Source organism: Streptomyces sp. NPDC057280 (assembly GCF_042668605.1).
Taxonomy (GTDB): Bacteria; Actinomycetota; Actinomycetes; order Streptomycetales; family Streptomycetaceae; genus Streptomyces.
In genome coordinates this window covers 39,552-59,135 of sequence record NZ_JBHUYR010000014.1, presented here as the reverse complement: position 1 = coordinate 59,135, position 19,584 = coordinate 39,552, and the positions used below count along the sequence as shown (strand labels likewise).

23 protein-coding genes are annotated in these 19,584 nt (G+C 71.2%); all 23 read left to right on the top strand.

Annotated features, from left to right (window positions below; translation table 11 throughout):
• The first annotated feature begins 77 nt into the window (after nt 1-77).
• A complete protein-coding gene (locus ACFUO4_RS42145) occupies nt 78-1,220 on the top strand; it encodes a C40 family peptidase (RefSeq protein WP_383495619.1) in 1,143 nt (380 codons plus the stop codon).
• 86 nt (nt 1,221-1,306) lie between these two features.
• Nucleotides 1,307-1,606: a DUF6112 family protein gene (locus ACFUO4_RS42140; protein WP_062723703.1), complete on the top strand. Its 300-nt coding sequence runs from the start codon at nt 1,307-1,309 to the stop codon at nt 1,604-1,606.
• A complete protein-coding gene (locus tag ACFUO4_RS42135) occupies nt 1,606-2,292 on the top strand; it encodes a hypothetical protein (RefSeq protein ID WP_383495616.1) in 687 nt (228 codons plus the stop codon). The genes ACFUO4_RS42140 and ACFUO4_RS42135 overlap by 1 nt, the downstream gene beginning before the upstream one ends.
• 30 nt (nt 2,293-2,322) lie before the next feature.
• Entirely contained in the window at nt 2,323-3,705 is a 1,383-nt protein-coding gene (locus ACFUO4_RS42130; protein WP_383495613.1) for an ATP-binding protein, read from the top strand.
• 102 nt (nt 3,706-3,807) lie between these two features.
• Complete coding sequence (locus tag ACFUO4_RS42125) at nt 3,808-5,277, top strand: SCO6880 family protein (RefSeq protein ID WP_383495609.1); 1,470 nt, start codon at nt 3,808-3,810, stop codon at nt 5,275-5,277.
• A gap of 43 nt (nt 5,278-5,320) precedes the next feature.
• The gene (locus ACFUO4_RS42120; RefSeq protein WP_383495606.1) at nt 5,321-5,776 is read left to right on the top strand and encodes a DUF6238 family protein; all 456 of its coding nucleotides are present in this window, start codon (nt 5,321-5,323) and stop codon (nt 5,774-5,776) included.
• A 19-nt stretch (nt 5,777-5,795) separates the two neighbouring features.
• Nucleotides 5,796-7,313: an ATP-binding protein gene (locus tag ACFUO4_RS42115; protein WP_383495603.1), complete on the top strand. Its 1,518-nt coding sequence runs from the start codon at nt 5,796-5,798 to the stop codon at nt 7,311-7,313.
• A gap of 82 nt (nt 7,314-7,395) precedes the next feature.
• Nucleotides 7,396-7,572: a hypothetical protein gene (locus ACFUO4_RS42110; protein WP_383495600.1), complete on the top strand. Its 177-nt coding sequence runs from the start codon at nt 7,396-7,398 to the stop codon at nt 7,570-7,572.
• Nucleotides 7,565-8,671 carry a hypothetical protein gene (locus ACFUO4_RS42105; RefSeq protein ID WP_383495597.1) on the top strand — a complete coding sequence of 369 codons (1,107 nt, stop codon included), beginning with the start codon at nt 7,565-7,567 and terminating at the stop codon, nt 8,669-8,671. Before ACFUO4_RS42110 ends, ACFUO4_RS42105 begins: the two co-directional genes overlap by 8 nt.
• An 86-nt stretch (nt 8,672-8,757) precedes the next feature.
• On the top strand, nt 8,758-9,474 hold the full coding sequence (locus ACFUO4_RS42100; RefSeq protein ID WP_383495594.1) for a hypothetical protein: 717 nt from the start codon (nt 8,758-8,760) through the stop codon (nt 9,472-9,474).
• 29 nt (nt 9,475-9,503) lie between these two features.
• A complete protein-coding gene (locus tag ACFUO4_RS42095; RefSeq protein ID WP_383495591.1) occupies nt 9,504-10,274 on the top strand; it encodes a hypothetical protein in 771 nt (256 codons plus the stop codon).
• 33 nt (nt 10,275-10,307) lie between these two features.
• Complete coding sequence (locus ACFUO4_RS42090) at nt 10,308-10,805, top strand: hypothetical protein (RefSeq protein ID WP_383495588.1); 498 nt, start codon at nt 10,308-10,310, stop codon at nt 10,803-10,805.
• A 19-nt stretch (nt 10,806-10,824) separates the two neighbouring features.
• Entirely contained in the window at nt 10,825-11,526 is a 702-nt protein-coding gene (locus ACFUO4_RS42085) for a hypothetical protein (protein ID WP_383495585.1), read from the top strand.
• 128 nt (nt 11,527-11,654) lie between these two features.
• Nucleotides 11,655-13,448, top strand: coding sequence for a type IV secretory system conjugative DNA transfer family protein (locus ACFUO4_RS42080; RefSeq protein WP_383495582.1), 1,794 nt, complete (start codon nt 11,655-11,657; stop codon nt 13,446-13,448).
• Between the two features lie 112 nt (nt 13,449-13,560).
• Nucleotides 13,561-13,797, top strand: coding sequence for a hypothetical protein (locus ACFUO4_RS42075; RefSeq protein ID WP_383495579.1), 237 nt, complete (start codon nt 13,561-13,563; stop codon nt 13,795-13,797).
• The gene (locus tag ACFUO4_RS42070) at nt 13,794-14,975 is read left to right on the top strand and encodes a DnaB-like helicase N-terminal domain-containing protein (RefSeq protein WP_383495576.1); all 1,182 of its coding nucleotides are present in this window, start codon (nt 13,794-13,796) and stop codon (nt 14,973-14,975) included. Before ACFUO4_RS42075 ends, ACFUO4_RS42070 begins: the two co-directional genes overlap by 4 nt.
• Nucleotides 14,972-15,574, top strand: a complete 603-nt coding sequence (locus tag ACFUO4_RS42065; RefSeq protein WP_383495573.1) for a hypothetical protein — start codon at nt 14,972-14,974, stop codon at nt 15,572-15,574. Before ACFUO4_RS42070 ends, ACFUO4_RS42065 begins: the two co-directional genes overlap by 4 nt.
• On the top strand, nt 15,564-15,854 hold the full coding sequence (locus ACFUO4_RS42060; RefSeq protein WP_383495570.1) for a DNA cytosine methyltransferase: 291 nt from the start codon (nt 15,564-15,566) through the stop codon (nt 15,852-15,854). Before ACFUO4_RS42065 ends, ACFUO4_RS42060 begins: the two co-directional genes overlap by 11 nt.
• Nucleotides 15,847-16,770 carry a DNA cytosine methyltransferase gene (locus ACFUO4_RS42055; protein ID WP_383495884.1) on the top strand — a complete coding sequence of 308 codons (924 nt, stop codon included), beginning with the start codon at nt 15,847-15,849 and terminating at the stop codon, nt 16,768-16,770. Before ACFUO4_RS42060 ends, ACFUO4_RS42055 begins: the two co-directional genes overlap by 8 nt.
• Nucleotides 16,771-16,866: 96 nt before the next feature.
• Nucleotides 16,867-17,478, top strand: a complete 612-nt coding sequence (locus ACFUO4_RS42050) for a DUF4913 domain-containing protein (RefSeq protein ID WP_383495567.1) — start codon at nt 16,867-16,869, stop codon at nt 17,476-17,478.
• Nucleotide 17,479: 1 nt separating this feature from the next.
• Nucleotides 17,480-18,289, top strand: coding sequence for a hypothetical protein (locus ACFUO4_RS42045; RefSeq protein ID WP_383495564.1), 810 nt, complete (start codon nt 17,480-17,482; stop codon nt 18,287-18,289).
• Nucleotides 18,286-18,756: a type II toxin-antitoxin system RelE/ParE family toxin gene (locus ACFUO4_RS42040; RefSeq protein WP_383495561.1), complete on the top strand. Its 471-nt coding sequence runs from the start codon at nt 18,286-18,288 to the stop codon at nt 18,754-18,756. Before ACFUO4_RS42045 ends, ACFUO4_RS42040 begins: the two co-directional genes overlap by 4 nt.
• Before the next feature lie 32 nt (nt 18,757-18,788).
• A complete protein-coding gene (locus ACFUO4_RS42035) occupies nt 18,789-19,583 on the top strand; it encodes a winged helix-turn-helix transcriptional regulator (protein WP_383495558.1) in 795 nt (264 codons plus the stop codon).
• The last annotated feature ends 1 nt before the right edge of the window (nt 19,584 follow it).

The window sequence follows — 19,584 nt, the reverse complement described above, 5'->3', positions numbered from 1 at the left end:
TCGATGCAGCATGCCCAGGCGCACCCCTCCCCCGGACCAGATTCCCTGTCCTGCCGCTCGGCGTTCGGCACGCGTCCGTGAAGAAGGCCATCTCCATAGCAGGGGCCGTGGCGCTCGGCCCGACGTTGTTGATAGCGCCGGTCGCTGTCGCTCTCGCTGGTTCCAGCAGTGCTCAGGCCGCCTGTTCCGCAGGCGGTGCACAGGCTGTGGACAGCGCGGCGGTCGCGAAGCTGGTGAAGTCGATCCTCAAGGACGGCAGCAAGGGATCCGTGTCCGTTTCGGGTCTGGATGACCCCGAGGAACAGATACCGAACGCCGAGACGATCCAGGCCACCGGCATCGCGATGAAGGTGCCGGCGCGAGGGCAGATCGTTGCCCTGGCCACGGCTCTGCAGGAGTCTGGGCTGCGGAACCTGGATTATGGGGATCGCGATTCGCTCGGTCTCTTCCAGCAACGCCCCAGCCAGGGCTGGGGTACGGCTGCCGAGGTTCGCGATCCGGTGCACGCCTCGACCAAGTTCTACGAGGGCCTCCTCAAGGTCTCGGGCTGGCAGTCGATGACCATCGCCCAAGCCGCGCAGGCGGTCCAGAAGAGCGGCTATCCCGACGCGTACGCGAAGTGGGAGCCGCTGGCCACGGCCCTGCAGAAGGCCATCGCCAAGTCGCTGAACCAGAACGGAAGTTCCGGCAAGGGCAGCGACACCGGCAGTGAGGCCGAGCAGACGGCCACCTCAACGACTGCCGGGTGCGGCACCGACGAGGACGGGGCCTCCTTCGGCCCGATTCCCGAGGGGTCGATACCCGAGGGCTACGAGATCCCGGCCAGTGCGCCCAAGTCGGTGCGTACGGCGATCCGTTGGGGCCTTGGTCAACTCGGTACGCCGTATCAGTGGGGCGGTTCGTGTTCCGCTCCGCACGGTCAGGACCCGATGGGCCGGTGCGACTGTTCGTCCCTGATGCAGGCGTCGTACAAGGCCGGTGGTGTCTCGATCTCCCGGACGACGTACACGCAGGTCCGGGAGGGCAAGGCGGTCAGCGTCGATGCCCTCAAGCCGGGTGACCTCCTGTTCACCCGCGGCACGGCCAAGGTGCCCGAACACGTCGGGATGTTCATTGGCCAGGGGTTGATCCTGCAGGCCCCAAAGACCGGTGACGTGGTCAAGATCTCGACCCTCGCCGACTGGCGCGCAGACATCGTCGCCGCCCGCCGGGTCGTCTGACCGGCCTCTTTCTCCCCCTCCCCTCGCTCCATCTCCTCTCGGGCCCTCGCGTGCCCAAAATCGCACTGGAGTTCCAAGTGAAGCTCATGCAGCACGCCCAGTATCTGGCGTACAACCCCGGCATCACCCCGAAGGAGGGCGGTCTCCCTGGCCTCAGCGTGCTGAAGAACGTCGTCTCCTCGATCAACCTCTTCGGGATCATCGCGGTGGTCGGCGCGCTGGCCATCTCCGCCATGGTCTGGGCGTGGGGTCACCACAGCGGTGGCCACCAGGCCGAGGCGAACGGGAAGAAGGGCACAGTCATCGCCGCCGGGTGCGCGCTGTTGCTGGGCGCGGCCAACGGGATCGTCGCGTTCTTCTCGGCGATGGGGACGCAGGTTCACTGATGTCGAAGAAACGTTTTCTCGCCGCCCAGGAGCGCACCTACGGGGCGCCGTCCTCCGTCCTGCGGCGTGCCCTGATGGGCGGCCTCGTGCTCGTCGTGCTGCTGGCCGTCGCCGGTCTCGTCGCATATCTGACCCGCGCGGAGAGCCCCGCCTCCGCGCAGCCCTCCCCAAGCCCGGCGTCCACACCGCCGGCCGCTTCGCCGGAGGCGACCGCCGATGAGGGCGAGGCTGTCGCATCGCCGCCCAGGACGAGCGATCCGATCGTCTTCGCCAAGGCGGCCACCAAGGTCCTGTGGACGTACGACACCCGGTCCTTCTCCCGTGCCGAGCACGTCGCCGGCCTCAAGCGGTGGATGACCGGCGAGAAGAAGTACGCCGACTGGGGCTCCGTCTCCGACCAGATACCGAGCCCGGTGCTGTGGTCGCGGATGCACGACAACCAGCAGCGCGCGACCGCCAAGGTCGGCGAGGGCCACTTCCCGCAGGCGTTCAAGACCGCCCTGGCCCAGGACCCCGGGGCGATCACCGAGGCGTACGTCTACGCCGTCACGGTCACCGGCAGGCAGTCCATCGCCTGGAAGGGCTCCGGATCTGGAGCCGAGTCCCGCTCCAGCACGCTCGCCGTCCAGTGCCGCCCCGACAAGGCCTGCGCCCTGGTCGGCGTGCTGCCGAACGTCGCGCCCTGACGCCCCCAATTCCCGAAAGGAGGTGCCCCCATGGGGGCTTGTGACCTTCCCCTGATGAGCGCGGTGTGCGACACCGTCGGCGGGGTCGTCGGTTCGACCGGCGAAGCGATCACCGATGGCATCGGTGCCTGGATCGCCAAGTCGATGGGCGAACTGGCCCAGTCCGCTGCGGACCTGGCCTCGACGGCGGTCGACAAGACCACGGCCGTCGATCTCAACGCCGAGTGGTTCCGCGACAACTACGAGCTGCTGCTGCCCATCGGTCTCGTCCTGACCGTCGGCACGTTCTGTCTGCAGCTGATGCGGGCCGCCTGGCGCCGTGACGAGCGCGCCCTCGCGCAGGCGGTGACCGGGACGGTGGCTGGCGTCTTGTTCGCGTTCGCCGCGATCGCCTGCACCACCGTCGCGCTGACCGTCGTCGACGCGCTGTCCGCCGGACTGTTCAAGGCGGCGAACACTTCGGTCGACGATGCCATCCGCCGCATCATCGAGGTCAACAACCTGGGCCCGATGTACGCGTTGGGCTGGACCATCCCAGCCATGGTCGGCCTCGGGTGCGCCATCGGCGCATTCCTCTATTGGGCGGTGATGGTCGCCCGCAAGGTCGGCATTCTGGTCCTGGTGACGCTGGCGGTGTTCGCCGGCGCGGGCGGCGGCTGGGAAGTCGCGCGCCGTTGGCGACGCGGGTGGATCGAGGCGACATCGACCTTGATCGTCAGCAAGCTGCTCATGACGATCGTGTTCCTGCTGGGCGTCTCGGCCATGGGTAAGAGCGACGCCTCCGACGGACTCGCCGCCTTGTCCGACGCCATGGCGGGCATCGTAGTCATGGTCCTGGTGATGCTGTGCCCCTACGCCACGTACAAGTTCGTCCACTGGGCGGCCGACGGCGGTGGCCAGGACGACCTGCACCGCACGGGCGTCGCAGGGGTCGCGGTGGCTGCCGGTGCCGCGAAGACCGCGGGCCAACTCGCGATGCAGGCAGGTACGGGCATGCGGGCTCCGCAGGGGCCTTCGAAGGTTCCGGGCCAGGGCTGGGGCGGTGTCGCCTCCGGCATCGACCCGACCGGCGGATCGGGCGACGGCGAGAAGCCGAAGCAGACCCAATTCCGCTTCGGTGAGGACCCCAACGCCAGCGGCGATAAGGGCCGGGCGCTGATCCGGCGGCCTCCTACCGATGGGGACCGCGGTCAGCCACTGATCCAGCGTCCCGGTCAGGAGACGGCGGCCGACGCGGCACCGGTCTCCTCCGGACCAACGCCCCAGGGCGCTGCGGTGACGCCGCCGCGCATCACGCACCTGGATCCGCCGGCGCCCCGGCGCCCCGGGCCGACGGCTGGGCCGTCTCCGCAGGGCGGTGCGACGCCGCAGCGGTGGGTCTACCCCGAGCCGCCGGGCGGATCGGGCTCGTAGCCCTCGCCTGACAGGGCGGGCGGCACCGGTCGCCTCCGGCGCCGCCCGCCCCGTCGGCTCCCCTCTTCTTCTTGCTCTCCACGTTCCAAGGACGGCTTCGCCATGCTCTCCGACACCTCTCAGCCCGACGGCCCGGCCACCGTGAAGTTCCCGCATCGCTCGCGGCGCGGCATCCTGCTCGGCCTGTCGGCTCCTCAGCTGATCGTCGTCACCGTGACCGGGCTGCTGCTGCTCGCGGTGCTGCTCACCTCTGGCGTCACCGGCGCGCTCAAGCTCATCCCTGTGTGGGCGGTCATTCTGGCGGCGGTGTTCGTCCGCCATCGCGGACGGTCGCTTGCCGACTGGGGGCCCATCGCCATGGGGTACGCGCTGCGCCGCTTCCGGGGCCAGCTGGTCTGGCTCGCCCGGCCGTCTGCCCGTCCGCGCCGCGAGGGCCTGCTGCATCTCCCGGGCACGGCGGCGTCCCTGCGGGTGGTCACCGCCCCGCACGGTCGCTTCGGTGCGGTGCACGATCCGCACCACGGCACGCTCACCGCGGTCGTCAAGGTTTCCTCGCGTGCCTTCGCTCTGCTCGACCCGGCCACCCAGGCCAGCAACGTCGCGGGCTGGGGGCGCACGCTGGCGGCGCTGTCGCGCACCGGGCACATCGCCCGCGTCCAGGTCCTGGAGCGCACGGTGCCCGACTCCGGCGACGCGCTCAACCGCTACTGGCACGAGCACGGCAACGCCGAGACCCACCTCGCCGGCCCCATCTACCGCGACTTGCTGGCCGCCGCCGGCCCGGCTGCGGCCCCGCACGAGGCGTACGTCGCGCTCGCCCTCGACCTCAAGGCCGCCCGACGCCTGATCAACCAGGCCGGCGGCGGACTCACCGGCAGCTTCGCGGTCCTAGCCCAGCTCACCGCCACCTTCGACCAGGCCGCCCGCAACTCCGGTCTCACGCCCAGCGGCTGGCTGGACGCGTCCGAGATCGCCGCCGTGATCCGTACCGCGTACGACCCCAAGGCGTCGGCCGCCCTGGACCAGTGGTCGGCCTCGGGCCGAGCGCAGGCCGAACCCGCTGCCGCCGGACCCGTCGTCCTGGTCGAGAAGGCCGACCGGATCCAGACCGACTCGGCCCACCACGCCACGTTCTGGATCGAGAACTGGCCCCGCATCGAGACCTCACCCGGCTTCCTGCACCAGCTCCTGTTCACCTCCGGCGTGCGCCGCACGCTCTCGCTCACCTACGAGCCCAAGGGCCTGGACTCCGCGCTCAAGGATGTACAGCGCCGCAAGGCCACGGTGATCGCGGACGCCGCCGAGCGGCAGCGCAAGGGCCAGGTCGACTCCGAGGAGGACTCGGTCGAGTACGCCGACATCAAGCAGCGCGAGCGCCAGCTGATCGCCGGACACGCCGACGTCGCCCTCACCGGCCTGCTCACCGTGAGCGCCGACACCGACGAGCATCTCAACGCCGCCTGCGCCGCGATCGAGACGGCCGCCGTCGCCGCACTCGTCGACCTGCGCCTTCTGACCTGGCAGCAGGCCGAGGCCTTCACCAACGCCGCCCTGCCCCTCGCCCGCCCGTAGCGCACCCGCACCACCCTCTCGCGCTCTACCGAAGGGCACCCCCATGCCGACCGAGCCCCTGCCCGAACTGGCTCCGGACTTCGTCCCGTTCGCCACCGCCGCGCTCGACTTCCACCAGGCGATCAACATGCCGGTCGCCCCCATCGCCGCCGGCCGTGCCGAACTCGACTCCCTGCACGCCCATGTCGTCGCGCTGTACGGGTTGCTCGACGCCCACACCGCCCGCACCACCCCGGTGGCCAGGGCGGAGGGCGACCACCTGCGGGCGTGCCGGATCCGGCTGTGGCAGGCAGCCGAACACCTCCACGCCGCCTTCCACGCCGCCCCGCATCCCGGATCTGGCCGTCTGCCCACCCGGGAGGCGTGCCGGGCCCGGCGGCCCGAGGGAGCGCCCGAACTCACCGTGTGCCAGCGCCACCTGGCCACCGCCACCCGCGTCCGCCGTGACCACACACCGGCCGACCTGCGCGACCCCTTCACCGGCCTCACCCGCCACTGACCATCAGGAGCACCACCTCATGGCCTCTCGCACCACCCGCGCCAGCGCCAGCCCGTTGTTCGTCCCGCGCAAGAGCGACCGCCGTACGGCACGCGCCGCCCGTCATCAGTTCGCCGCCGCCCGCGACCAGGCCCGGCACGCCGCACGCCCCGCAGCGCGCCCGACCGCGCCCGGTCTCGACCCCGAGCTACGGGCCACCTACCCGGCCGCCGGCCGTCCCGGGCCGGCCTCCGCCCGCAGCGGCCGTCTCAAGCTGCCCGCCCACCGGATGACGACGGCCACCGCCTCCGGGGCCTACCCCTTCCTTGCGGAAGGCGGTCTCGGCGCGCAGGGCATCTACATCGGCCGCGACGTGCACGCGGAAGCGGCGTTCACCTACGACCCGTTCGCCCTGTACGGGCGCCTCGACGGCTTCACCAATCCCAACATCCTGCTGGCCGGGATCATCGGCATGGGCAAGTCCGCCCTGGCCAAGTCCCTCACGGTGCGCGCCGTGGCCTTCGGCTACCGGATCTACGTGCCGTGCGACCCGAAGGGCGAGTGGACCGTCGTCGCCCAAGAGCTTGGCGGACAGACCATCGCCCTCGGCCCCGGCCTGCCGGGACGCCTGAACCCTCTGGACGCGCCCGCCCGGCCGTACGGCGTCAGCGAGGAGGACTGGATCACCGAGGTCCGCAAGCGGCGCCTGCTGCTGCTCGGCTCGCTCGCGAAGACGGTCCTGGGGCGCGAGCTGCATCCCATGGAGCACACCGCCCTTGACGTGGCGCTCGACCAGGTCGTCGCCTACGCCGAGGCCAACGGCACCACCCCGCTGCTGGGCGAGGTCGCCTACGTCCTCAGCTCCCCCGAGCGCCTCGATGCCGCGCTCGGCGAGCTGTCCGGCCGCCTCGGGCACGCCGCCGAGGACCTCGCCCACGCACTGCGCCGACTCGTGCACGGCGACCTGGCCGGGATGTTCGACGCGCCGAGCACCGTGGCGTTCGACCCGAGCGCGCCGATGCTGTCCATCGACCTGTCCCGCCTGGGCGGCGCGGGCGACGACACCGCGCTCGTCCTGGCGATGACCTGCGCCTCGGCCTGGATGGAGTCCGCGCTGGCCGACCCCGCAGGCGGACGGCGCTGGGTGATCTACGACGAGGCTTGGCGCGTCATGCGTCACGTCGCGCTGCTGGAGCGGATGCAGAGCCAGTGGAAGCTCTCCCGCGGCCTGGGCATCGCGAACCTGATGGTCATCCACCGCCTGAGCGACCTGCTGGCCGCCGGTGATGCCGGCTCCCGGGGTCGGGCCCTGGCCGAGGGCCTGCTCACCGACTGCTCCACTCGGATCATCTACCGCCAGGAAGCCGACCAACTCGCCTCCGCCACAGCCTTGTTGGGGCTCACCGGCGTCGAGACGCAGGCTGTCTCCGCTCTCACCAAGGGGCGTGGCCTGTGGAAGGTGGCGGGTCGATCGTTCATTACTCAACATCTTTTGCATCCGCGGGAGCGCGAGTTGTTTGACACGGACGCCCGGATGGGCGCGATCACTCGCCCTTGATCAATCCCGCCCTTCGGGGGCCGGCGTCACGTCCCGGCCCCCGCGTCTTCCCGCTCCGAGCGTTCCTAGGATGTCCCCCTTCATGTTTCAGCAGTACAAGATCCGCCGCGCCATGCATCGGCTCGTCCAGCGCTACCTCCGCGCCACCACGGTCAACGCTTCTCACGGCTACATCCCCCTGGCCACAGGCCCGTTCGGCGCTCTCGATGAATCCCGGCGGCTCGGCGCCCGGCAGGAATCGGGCTTGCGTCATGTCTGAACGAATACCGACGCCCGCCGTCGGCACTCCTGCGTCTCCTTCTGCAGACCACCCGGTCTCCCTCGCTGCCCGCAAGGCCAGCGAGCGTGCGGACCTTGCGACGTTCGCCCAGGATCTCGCCGCCCGACTGCCCGGTTCCTGGACCGCCGTCACCCAGGAGCGTGCCGCGTACGCCGATCAGCCCCCGCTCGCGGAGCGGCTCTGGGACGACGGGCATGTGCAGTGGGCTTTCGAACGGTTCGTGCTATCCCGCCACGCCGTACTGACCACCGGCACCGGTTGCGAACTGGTCGTCGTCGACCGCCCGCGGCGCGCACGGGAGTTTCTGGTCGCCGCCTTGCAGCCAAGCGGCAGCGACGTCGCGGACCGGGTCAAGGCACCCGACGGGATCGTCGTCGATGCGGACCCGGCGCGCGCGGCATCGGCGGTGGCCGACCGGCTGCTTCCCCGCTACGAGCAGGCCGTACGTGCGGCACGCGTCGAGCAGGTCGCCGTGGCGGTAGCTGCCGGTGAGCGAGTTCTTGCCGAGTGGGACGCGATCTCCGACAGTCTGTGCGACGCCGACCACTGGCCCCTTGATGAGCGCTACGACCTGCGCCAGCAGCAACGGGATGCGGAGATGTGGGCTCTGTTCGCTCCCTTCCTCGACCACGGCCCTCCTCTGGTCGCCCACGCCGAGGAGATGCTCCCGTTCCTGGATCCGCAGGATCGTGCGGAGGGGCGGTGGCCGTACCGGCTTCGGGTGCTGCGCGAGGCCTTGGAGGGCGGCGCGCGCGTGCAGGCCGACTTCGAGTTCGTTACTGGTGCGCTGCTGCCGGATCACCCGCGCGCCGGGGCCGCGTTCGCGAAGGCTGTCGTCGAGCGCAATGCCGAAGGCTGGCATTACTCCCTGACCTGGATGGAGAGCGGCGGCGTGCTCGTCGAGATGGCCCAAGCCGAGCGCGGCCGGCCGGTCAGGTCGCAGCAGTCCGCGCGGGTCCAGGCCGCCCGCGCCCGGTCGCCTCATACGGTCGGCCAGGGCGTCGCGACGACAGCAGTGTCCGTCACTGAGGCGCCGCCCGGCCTCCTCGCGCACGACCGCGTGCGCCGATCGCGCTAGCGCACATTCCCCGGCCCCGCCAAATCCGTCTTCGGGCCACATCCTCGTCCTCCGCATGGCCCCGACCTCTGCGAGGTGCACCTCTCGTGGCGGAAATACGCCCTCACATCACCGTCGCTCACCACGCCCAGTACGGCGTCGTGGCCGCGATGTCGCATGACAACCACGTCGCCGATCACATGCTGCGGCGGGTCGGCTTCGAGCGGCTGCCCGGTAGCCGCCTGTACGCCCTGACCGAGCCGGACCGTGATCTGACGCGGCGCGGACAGCAGGCCGTTCAGTCGTTGCGCGCCGCGCAGTACAGCGTCACCTCCGACGCCGTGTACGACCTCAAGCCCGTCACCCGGCCCAACCCTGGCCGAGGTCTCTTCGACGGGCAGGCGACCACCCCCGTCCCGGAGATCCTCGGCGCCGGGGAGGCAGTCTCTTCCTCCGCCCGCGCGCTCGACGCCGACATCCGGGCCGCCCGGATCGTCGTGCACGACCAGGTCCGCGATCCCGACGGCACGTTGCGCGCGGTCGGCACCGACACACGCACCGGCGAAGGCGTACTGCTGCACGGCGAGGGCGATCTGCGCTACGTCGAGACGCGGCTGGACAGCACAGCCCTCGCGTTCGACGCGTTCTCCTACATCCGCGGCAACGGACGTCCCGATCCGACTCCCGCGACCTCGCAGCGCCGGGTCCAGGCAGCCACCGCCATCTCCCCGGCCCGCGCGAGCGCTTCGGTGCCGCAGCGGCCCGACGTCACGGTCGCCTTCCGCCCGGCCCCGGCTCCCCGGCAGCCGGCCCGCGCCCGCTAGGTCATCCGAACCCGAAGGAATCCTTCAGCATGAAACTGCAAATCGAGCCCGACGTCGCCTTCGGCATCCACCCGGACCTCGGTGTGGTCGCCGCTGTGTCGGACGATCACCCGTTCCTCGACGAGATACTGCGCAAGCACCACTTCCGCCACAACAGCACCCTCGATCTCTACACGCTGGGCGATGACACCCCGCACAACACGGCGGTGCGCGCCGTGGCTCGTGCCAGCCGCGAGTTCCAGGACGTCGGCCTCTCGGTCGCCGCCGATCCGCGCATCATGCTGCCGCCGCCGATCCCGACGCCGGACGGGGTGCCCGCACGTCAGGCGCTGCCGGGGCAGTCGCTGACCGCGCTGACCGGGGAACTGCACGAACTGCGCCGCTCGGCCGATGTCGCCGACGTCCTGGACCAGATCCTCGACGAACACCACGGCGTTGTCGGGGACTTGGAGGAGTTCATCGACACGGCCGCCGCCTGGTGCGACCGGCTGGGCACCGCCAATGGCCGCGAGCTGGGCCAGCACCTGCGCACCATCGCCCACCACGTCGCGTTCCTCGGTGATCAGCTCGTCACCGCCCAGCTCGACCTGGCGGTCATGCCGGACGTGACCCCGGAAGGCGCCCCGGCCCTGGCCGACGTACCGCTGCTGCCCCGGTACGAGCTCCCGTCGGTCACGCACACCGCACGCGCCCGCGCTGCTCTCGCGTCCTCCCCGAACCGCCCGACCGCACAGTCCACTGCGGCGGACGAGGCAGCCCGTGCACCGGCTGCCCCGTCCAGCCCCCGTCGTACGCGCTGACCTTCCTCTCGATCCCACGAAGGAGTCCGGCTCATGGCCGTCAAGAAGATCTGGACCATCAACCACGCCTGCGGAGACATCAGTCAGGTCGATCTCTCCGACCGTCCGGCCGACCGTCGTGCCGGCTACGCCCGCTGGCTCGCCGAGCGCAACTGCACCGACTGCTGGCGCGCCGCCCAGGGCGAGGACGCCGACTCCAAGGCCGAGTGGCTGGCGAAGAAGCGTGCCACCGAGCAGGCCGAGGCCGAGGAGTGGTCGACGCGGTATCGGATGCCTCCGCTGGAGGGCACCGACCGCGCCATCGCTTGGGGCACCCGCTGCCGCCTTCAACTCATGGCCGCCGCGTACACCGCCCTCGTCGTCGAAGGCGCCACTAGCGAGGCGGAGTGGGCCGCCATCGAGGACGCCGCGCGCCCCCTGACGCGTGCCGGGTGGTGGCTGGACCAACGCGACGCAGCCCCCACCGACCTGCCCGAACTGCTGGCAGCCGCCACCGCGGGCGACCGGCCCACCGAGAACCCGCACTTCTGACCCGCCCACGGAGGCCTCCATGTCCACCACGCCCTATGTCGTCATCACCCGCGAGCCGACCGGGAACGTCATCGCCGAGGGCGGGGACGAACTGGCCGTCACCCTCCTCAAGCGCGCGGGCTTCGTCATCGAGACCACCCCGCGCACCTTCTGGTACCGACTGCCCTGGGACATGGGCGAGGAGCGCGAGAACCAGATGGCCAGCCACGCCGCCCGGATGCTCACTGCGGTCGGCTACCAGGTCGAACTCGATGCCGACCTGGACATCAACCGGATCACCACGCCCACCGATCCCTGCGGTAAGCGCGTGGACGGGCACCAGATCCTGTCCCTGACCGACCAGCTCAACGGAGCCGGGTCGTATACGGGGGCGGCCAGCCTCGTCCAGCACATCGTGGACCCGGAGGACGGCGTCCTCGTCCGCCTCGGCGAGTTCTTCGAGGCCGCGGCTGTACAGGCCAACGTTGCTGACACCGATGACGGCTGGCACCTGTCCCACCTCTGCGAGGAGGCCGCTGCCACGCTCACGTCTCGCGCCGAAGACGTGCGCGACGCCGGCCTGCAGATGCAGAGGCTCGGACCGCCCTGGAAGCGGAGCTGGCAGGAAGGCGTCGCCACCTACTACGCAACCGCCCCGCGCCCGCGCACCGGAGCCACGCCCGCCGCCGAAGAGCCCTCCGTCACGCCGCCCGACACGTCCCGGCCGGGCCGGTCTCGCTGACCGCGCCCCGGCCCGCTCCGCCCAGCTCCCCTACTCACCGCCACAGCCACCAGGAGCCCACTCGTGATCACCAGAGCCATCCGCCGACCCGCCGCCACCCGTAGGTCCGCACCCCTCTGGATCCCGCCTTGCCATCTCCGCGTACCAGCACGCCCTCGACCACCACCGGCACCGACTTCCTCCTCTACCTCCTGATCGGCATCGCCGCTCTCGGCATGGCGGGAGGTTCGCTGGCCTGGCTGTTCGGCAATCTCGCCAACGCCATAGCCGGCTCCGACCCGTGGGCCGCCTTCCAGCCGACCAACGCCCTCCTGCACCCCGAGCTCGTTTGGCCGCACCTCGCCCGGCCCGCCGTTCTCACCGGCTGCTACCTACTGCCCGCCGCCGCGCTCGCTACGGCGGCCATCCTGGGCGGCCGATTGTGGCTGCGCGTTCGCCGGAACCCCAGCGGGCTGGCCGATCAGCGGGACCTGGCCGACCTGCTGCCCAAGAAGATCGCCGCGAAGGCCATCGACCTGCGGCCCAGTCTGAAGGGCATCAAACCCAAAGACGTCGCCCCGGACGACCGCGGCGTCCTGCTGGGCACGCTGAAGCCGGGGGTCACCGAGGTTCGCTCGTCCTGGGAGGACGTGCTCCTCGCGATCATGGCGCCCCGCTCGGGGAAGACCTCGGGACTGGCGATCCCCGCGATCCTGCGCGCCCCCGGCCCGGTGCTGCTGACCTCGAACAAGGCGGCCCGCGACGCCTTCACGGCGACCCTCGACGAGCGTGCCCGGGTGGGCACGGTGTGGACGCTGGACCCGCAGCAGATCGCCCACGCCCCGCAGACGATGTGGTGGGACATCCTGGCCGATGCCCACGATCTCGCCGGGGCTCGTCGGCTGGCGGGGCACTTCGTGACCGCCTCCGTGGACGAGTCCAGCGCGGGCGACTTCTGGTCCACCGCCGCCGCCAACACCCTCACCGCGCTGTTCCTCGCCGCGGCCCGCGACCACCGGCCGATCACCGACGTGCTGGCCTGGCTCGCCTCCCCCGCCGACCGCACCCCCATCGACCTCCTCCACGACGCCGGCCTCGACGGCGTCGCCGCCCAGCTCCAGGGCACGGTGGCCGGAGCCGTCGAGACCCGCGATGGCATCTTCGAGACCGCACGGCAGTACGCCAGTTGCCTCCTCGATCCGGGCATCGCCGCCTGGGTCACCCCTCCCAACGGCCTGGAGAAGGTAAGGGAGTTCAAGCCGGAGGCGTTCGCGACCAGCAAGGACACCCTGTTCCTGCTGTCGAAGGACGGCGGCGGATCCGCCTCGGCGATCATCGCCGCAGCCGCCGACGCGGTCATGCGCGCGGCCGTCATTCAGGCCGAACGCGACGGCGGGCGCCTCGACGCCCCGCTGCTCGCGATCCTCGACGAGGCCGCCAATGTCTGCAAGATCTCCGACCTCCCGGACCTCTACTCCCACCTCGGGTCCCGCGGCGTCATCCCGATCACGATCCTGCAGTCCTACCGCCAGGGCGTACGGGTCTGGGGCGAGGCCGGCATGGACGCCCTGTGGTCCGCCGCGACGATCAAGCTGGTCGGCTCCGGTATCGACGACGCCGACTTCGCAGACAAGCTCTCCCGCCTCGTCGGCGACCACGACGTACGCACCGTCTCCGTGTCCACCAGCGAGTCGGGCAAGTCCACGTCGGTGTCGATGCGCCAGGAGCGGGTGCTGCCGGCCGACGCGATCCGGGCCCTGCCCAAGGGATCCGCCCTGCTGCTGGCCACCGGGGTCCGCCCCGCCCTCCTCGACCTCAAGCCCTGGTACCGCGAGCCAGACGCCGAGCGGCTCGGCGTCGCCTCCGCCAAGGCGACCGCGGCCATCACCGAGCGGGCCCTGGCCAAGCAGTTGCACCGCGACGACTTCGGCCCGGCGGCATGACCGCCCCGGCCCGGCACGACGCGCGTACGAGACGCACGCACGGGCGTTCCCCGTCCCCCGTCGCGTCCCCGAGCCACTGCTCGACCAACCCCCTTGTTTTTGAGGTGCTTCCGTGTCCCACCCCGTACCAACCTGGGCATCCGTCCGCCCGTCCGAGCGGCTCGCCGGCACTCCCGCCGTACGTCGCGACGGTCGCTGGTGGCTGGTCACCCCGGCCGGCGCCATGCCCGCCTCGGGCCCCGGCCTCACCGGCGAGCTGGACCGCTTCGCCGCCGACATGGCCGCCGCCGAGCGTGCCGTCGCGAAGCTGCGCACCGAGCGGGCAGCCGTACGCGAGGACCAGCCGTGACTCCGCTCGTGCAAGCCGAGCAGGCGGTGCTGGGCGCGGTCTTCCTGGATCCCGGCCAACTCGACCAGCTCTCGCCGTGGCTGCGGCCCGATCACTTCTACCGTCCGATCCACGCGGCCCTCTACGCCGCGATGCTCAAGCTCCACGCCGACGGTCACCCAGCTACCTCGGCAAAGAGTGGAGACCCGATCCCGTTGTCCTGGGTGACGGACACGGTGCGGGAGGCCGGCACCCGGACCCGCGGGCTCACCGCGTCGTACGCCCACTCCTTGATATCGGCATGTCCGCGTCCCACCCATGCGCCCGTCTACGGGCGGATGGTCCTGGAGGGCGCCATCCACCGCAGCGTCACCCAGCACGCCATCCGCCTCCACCAGGCCGCGCGTGCCGACGCCGTCCGCGGTGGAGTCGAGGAGACGGTCCACCACGCCCAGGTCCTGTCCGACGTGCTCGCCGATCTCTCCCGCCGGTGGGGAACCGAGTCGCGACCGGTACCGCCCCCGGAGCCGATCACGTCACCCGCCCAGCAGCCCCAAGCTGTCGACGAACAGGTCCTCGCCGACGAGGAGTTCCTCCTCGGCTGCATCAGCGCCCGGCCCCAGCAACTCCTCGACGTCGTCGACTGGCTGCGCCCCGGCGACTTCGCGGACATCGGCCACCAGCAGATCTACCGCGCATTGGGCGCCCTGCATCACCGCAGCGAGCCCATCGACCAGCTGACCGTGCTGTGGGAGACCCAGCGCCGGGGCGCGCTGTCCGACGGGACGCTCAACGCCGAACGCGTCCTCAGGATCTGCGACCCGCTGTCCTTCTCCGGTGTGGCCGAGCACTTCGGCGAGCAGGTCGTCCAGGCCTCCCTCGTCCGCACAGCCGCCGCCGTCGCCCGGCAGGTGCGCGCGCTCGCCGACGACGAAGCCCTGGCCCCAGGACGGCTGATCAGCTACGCCCTGCACGCTCTCGGTCCCCTCGACGACGTACGCAGCCGCTTGCACCGCACGCACGAAGCCGACCCCGAGCCGCGGCGGCCGACCAGTCGGCCGGGTGCGTCGCCGCCTGCCGCCCGTATCGAGGCGGCCCGAGCCCGCAGCCGCCCTACAGCTCCCCCAGCCCCGTCTGCGCCGGTCGCGGCCTCGTGCGCCGCGCTCCCCGACCGGCACAACCATCGGAGTCCGTCATGACCGACCACACCGGCCGAGCGGGCCTGGAAAAGGACGAACTGTACGCGCTGGCCCTGGAGTTCGAGCAGCTCCGAACTGAAGTGGTCCGGTCGTACACCCACAGCACCCTGCCCGACCTCGCCGCCGCATCCCATCACCTCGGCACACTGACAGGACTCGTGAAGGACCTGTCCGACGAGGTCCTCTTCCGCGCCACCGACAAGGATCCGGGACTCGACTTCGGCCCGGTCATCGCCTCCTACACCAGCGCGTCCGCCCCGGCGGGACGCGCCATGAACAACTACACCGAAGCCTTCGAACAGCTCGGATTCCTGCGCAGGTACGCGGAAGTCCCGGCCTCGGCGAATCTGCGCGACGCCCGCCAGTCCGCGTTCGACGTCACGAAGGACCGGCTGGACCTCACGGTGGACTCGCTGCAGGAAACCTTCGTCACGCTGCGGCGTGCTGCCGACTGGATCGACGGCACTCCGCCTCGTGTTCTCGCCGCGCTGAGCCGTTCCGCACGACCGACGAACTCGATCTACCGCCTGCCTGCGGAACCGTCCGCCCCTGGTCCGGTACGGCTCGCTTACACCCCGGCGCCCCGCCATGGCCGCTGACCTGCCCTCGGCGGAGGCTCTGCTGCCGATCGGGAGCCTGTGTTCCGGGTACGGCGGTCTGGATCTCGGTGTCCAGGCAGTGCTCGGCGGAACGGTCGCCTGGCATGCCGAGATCGATCCGGGGGCGGCCCGGATCCTGTCCCGGCACTGGCCGGCCGTGCCGAACCTCGGCGACATCACGGCCGTGAACTGGGCCGAAGTCCCGGAGGTGTGCGTCCTGACGGCCGGGTTCCCGTGTCAAAGACGTCTCGGTCGCCGGCCGTCGCGCCGGACTGGCTGATGGCACCCGGTCCGGTCTGTGGCACCACGTCGTTCGCGCCATCGAAGCCCTCAACCCCTGCCTGGTGGTGATCGAGAATGTCCGGGGGCTCCTCACCTCGCCCGCCGGTTCCCCTGGCGACGTGGAACTCTGCCCGTGGTGTCTGGGAGACGCCGCAGGCCAGCCTCCTGTGCGCGCACTCGGTGCCGTACTCGGCTCCCTGGCCGACATCCGGTTCGATGCGCGCTGGTGTGTGCTTCGCGCCGCTGACGTCGGAGCCCCGCACCGTCGCGAGCGGGTCTTCCTCGCCGCCTGGCCCTCCGGACGGATCACCGCTACTCAAGACCCCGACCAGCAACCTGGGCGCCAACGGGGGCAGCCAGCACCCGGCGAAACGCAAGCAGGGCGGCCACGGCCCGAACCTGGCGGACGAGGTCGAGTGGCTCCTGCCCACCCCGAAGGCCTCGGACGGAACCAAGGGCTCGCCCAACCAGCGCCACGGCAATGGGGACTTGACCCTGCCCTCGGCGGCGGCACGCCTGCGGCCAGCCCCGAATGCCCCGTCCACACGCACGGCCGGGCAGCGAAAGAGCTCGATGGGCAGGGCTCCGCTCACGCCGTCGCTGCCGCTGTTCGGGGACCCGTCGGCCACGGGGGACGGGCCGAGATCTGGGGGCCGTACGCCGCCGCGATCACCCGCTGGGAGCGGGCCACCCGCCCAGCGCCTCGGCCGACCGACGACGTCGGCCGTCTCAGCCCGCGGTTCGTGGAGTGGATGCAAGGCCTTGCGCCCGGATGGGTGACCGGCACCCCGGGACTGGGGCGCCCCGCCCAACTGACCGCTCTGGGCAACGGAGTTGTGCCCCAGCAGGCCGCCCGCGCCCTGCAGATCCTGGCCCCGCCCAGGACCGGGTGCCGCCATCACGCGCCGCGCTGACCCGGGCCTCCTACACCCACTTTCCCAGCCGGGCCAAACCCCCGTTTCTCCGGAACCTCGACACCCCACCCACCAGAACCTGCACCAGGGGTAACCATGTCCGAACCCGCCCACGAGAGCGAGCCGGTGCGCATACCGGACCACGACCTCGACGACCTCGTCGCCACGGTCACCCGGCTCGTCGCCGAGAGCCGCAAACAGGGCGAGACGCTCGCCCGGCTCACCGACGACCAGTCCGCCCCACAGGACGGCGAACCAGCCGGTCCCGAGCACCCTGAAAACCCGGCATCCGCTTCCGGCCCGGCCGGAAGCAACACCAACGGCACCAAGGAGGACGGACCGGCCTCCGTCTTCATCCTGGCGCTCGGCGCCCAGGCGTACGCCGTGGAACTGGCCGCGCTGACCAACTGGGTGCACAACCTGCTCCTGCCGGTCTACGGACGGGAGATCACCACCGGCCGCCCGTGGTGCCACCAGTGGCAGGAGCACCCCGAGGCGGTGGCCCGGCTGCACGCCCTCTGGCTCGCCTGGCAGCAACTCACCGACGTCCAGGCCGGCCTCACTGGTCCCTCCACCTGGCACCGCGACCACCTGGACCCGGCCCTGCTCCAACTCCGCACCCCAGATGGCCCGTTCGGCGCCTGCACCACCAGTGCGGCCCGCCCCCATCACCGGCTGCTGTCCTCGCCCGAACCCGCCGGAGTCTGAGATGGCCCGCGCGTACGAACCCTCTGCGCCGGACTACCGGCTCGACGGCTTCCAGGCCGTCACCCAGCAGACCGAGGACGACTTCTCCTCCGTCACGCTCTCGGACGACCTGTTCGTTCCCTTCTCCGAGCACCACAGCGCCGACGGCCGCGACAGCCATCTGTTGCTGTACGACCGGTCCGCGATCTGGGACGTCCCGGGGACGGCGGAGTACGTCACGCTGCACATCACTCGCGACGTCGACCAGCGGACATTCGACTTCGCCTCCGAACGTCACCCGGTCGTTCCGCTGGCGCAGAACTGGCTGATCCGCCGGGGCTGCCCGCCGGAAGTCGTCAGGGGATCCCACCCCCACGGGCCACGCCCTGCCGACGGCCTCACGGCACGTCTTGAGGACCTGCTCCGGGCCAACTCCGACAACCGGTACGAGGTCCTCGATCACTACACCGACAACCCTTGCTCCTTCGACGTCGGCGTCGAGGTACGCACGCTCGTCTACGACAGCCATCCCGACTCCGCGGATGCGCCGTATCGCCTCTTCCTCGAAGAGACGACCAAGGACATGCGCTCCTACACCGTGCGGGAGGGCGCTTTCACCAGCGCCGAAGAGGCCGCTACGTGGATCATGGAACGGGACTCGCCGCTCCCCCTAGCGCCTGCCCCACCGGGTTCCGTCGGCCGCAGGGCGGCAGCCGCCCGCGCTCGCTCCACGGTCACGGGCAACGGCCTCGCCGTAGCTCCGGCACCCGTATCACCACCGCGGCCAGCGACGGGACCTGCCCCGGCGCACTCCCGTGGACGCGCGCGATGAGCCGGGCACGGTACGCCTTCGCCGCCCATCCCGAGGCTCTCGCCGACCTGCGCGCCGTACCGGAGAACATCCGCGACCTGGCCCTGCTCGAACTGCAGCACCTGGTCCACGGCAACGAACGGGGCGCCGCCCTCCAGCGCGAACTGGCGGGCTGCCACAAGGTCTACGTCGACCCGGAAACCCGCTGGCGGCTGGTCATCCAGTACCGGGACGCTCCCGCCTCCTCCCAGCACAAACGGGAGATCTACCTCCTGGCCGTTGGTGAGCGCCAGGACCAGGCCGCCTACCGCACCGCGGCCCTCCGGCTGGAGCGCGAACGGGCGGCCACCGCCACTTCCCCACACGACCGGCGGGCCCAAGCCGCCAGGGCTCGCTCCCCTCAGCACCGCGGCGGGCAGCCGGTCGCCACTACCCAGCAACCCGCGGCAACGACCTCCGCCACGAACCGCGCCACACGGTCCCGCTGACGGCACTCAACCACCCTTCGGAGAAACCCACCGTGCCCGACCTCTCCACCACGCCCACCCGTCACACCGAACTCGTCGACCAAGCCGTCGCCCGCCTCTCACCGCGTTGGACCACCTGGACCCTGCAGACCATCCAGCAGCACGGCCCCATGCGCCTGGCCGACATCAACTCCGCGTTGCCGTGGGTCGGTGTCCACGCCATGGCACAGATCGTGCGCCGCATGCAGACCAGCAACCTCCTGGACCGTCCTCAGGTCGGGGTATACGACCTCACACCGGTCGGCCGCGACGCCCAACACGTTCACCGTGCGCTCTCGGCCTGGCACCGTACCCACCTCACCGACCGCACGGCGTCACTCGCTGAGGCAGAACGCGTAGAGGACGCGCTCGGCCGACTGCGCGGGAAGGGCACGATCCCCCTCCTCCACGCCCTTGCGCAGCACGGTCCCCTGCCCAACGGTGCGCTGCGAGACGAAGCCGGGCTCGCCACCGGTTCCTTCCACTACCGCATCACGCAGCTCCAGACCGACCAGCTCATCACCCGCACGAGCCCCTTCTCCGGCCGGGGCGCCGTGTACACCCTGACGTCCGCGGCCCGCGGGCTCACACCGGTGTACGCCGAACTCGCGGAGTTCGCCCGCGAGGCAAACCCAGCGACATCCCTCCCGGACGAGCACGGTGCGACAGCGCAGCACGCCATACGCGCGAGCGCGGCAGTGCACCGCAGCCCGGTGGCCTCATCCGAGCTGTTCTCGCACATCCCCGACTCGCAACCGCGCGTCCCGGCGTACGTCACTGCACTCACGCACCCGTCCCGGACCAGGTGAT

Coding starts and splice junctions, on each gene's coding strand:
- ACFUO4_RS42140 (WP_062723703.1), top strand. CDS start 1,307: ATGCAGCACGCCCAGTATCTGGCGTACAACCCCGGCATCACCCCGAAG.
- ACFUO4_RS42135 (WP_383495616.1), top strand. CDS start 1,606: ATGTCGAAGAAACGTTTTCTCGCCGCCCAGGAGCGCACCTACGGGGCG.
- ACFUO4_RS42130 (WP_383495613.1), top strand. CDS start 2,323: ATGGGGGCTTGTGACCTTCCCCTGATGAGCGCGGTGTGCGACACCGTC.
- ACFUO4_RS42125 (WP_383495609.1), top strand. CDS start 3,808: ATGCTCTCCGACACCTCTCAGCCCGACGGCCCGGCCACCGTGAAGTTC.
- ACFUO4_RS42120 (WP_383495606.1), top strand. CDS start 5,321: ATGCCGACCGAGCCCCTGCCCGAACTGGCTCCGGACTTCGTCCCGTTC.
- ACFUO4_RS42115 (WP_383495603.1), top strand. CDS start 5,796: ATGGCCTCTCGCACCACCCGCGCCAGCGCCAGCCCGTTGTTCGTCCCG.
- ACFUO4_RS42110 (WP_383495600.1), top strand. CDS start 7,396: ATGTTTCAGCAGTACAAGATCCGCCGCGCCATGCATCGGCTCGTCCAG.
- ACFUO4_RS42105 (WP_383495597.1), top strand. CDS start 7,565: ATGTCTGAACGAATACCGACGCCCGCCGTCGGCACTCCTGCGTCTCCT.
- ACFUO4_RS42095 (WP_383495591.1), top strand. CDS start 9,504: ATGAAACTGCAAATCGAGCCCGACGTCGCCTTCGGCATCCACCCGGAC.
- ACFUO4_RS42090 (WP_383495588.1), top strand. CDS start 10,308: ATGGCCGTCAAGAAGATCTGGACCATCAACCACGCCTGCGGAGACATC.
- ACFUO4_RS42085 (WP_383495585.1), top strand. CDS start 10,825: ATGTCCACCACGCCCTATGTCGTCATCACCCGCGAGCCGACCGGGAAC.
- ACFUO4_RS42065 (WP_383495573.1), top strand. CDS start 14,972: ATGACCGACCACACCGGCCGAGCGGGCCTGGAAAAGGACGAACTGTAC.
- ACFUO4_RS42060 (WP_383495570.1), top strand. CDS start 15,564: ATGGCCGCTGACCTGCCCTCGGCGGAGGCTCTGCTGCCGATCGGGAGC.
- ACFUO4_RS42050 (WP_383495567.1), top strand. CDS start 16,867: ATGTCCGAACCCGCCCACGAGAGCGAGCCGGTGCGCATACCGGACCAC.
- ACFUO4_RS42045 (WP_383495564.1), top strand. CDS start 17,480: ATGGCCCGCGCGTACGAACCCTCTGCGCCGGACTACCGGCTCGACGGC.
- ACFUO4_RS42040 (WP_383495561.1), top strand. CDS start 18,286: ATGAGCCGGGCACGGTACGCCTTCGCCGCCCATCCCGAGGCTCTCGCC.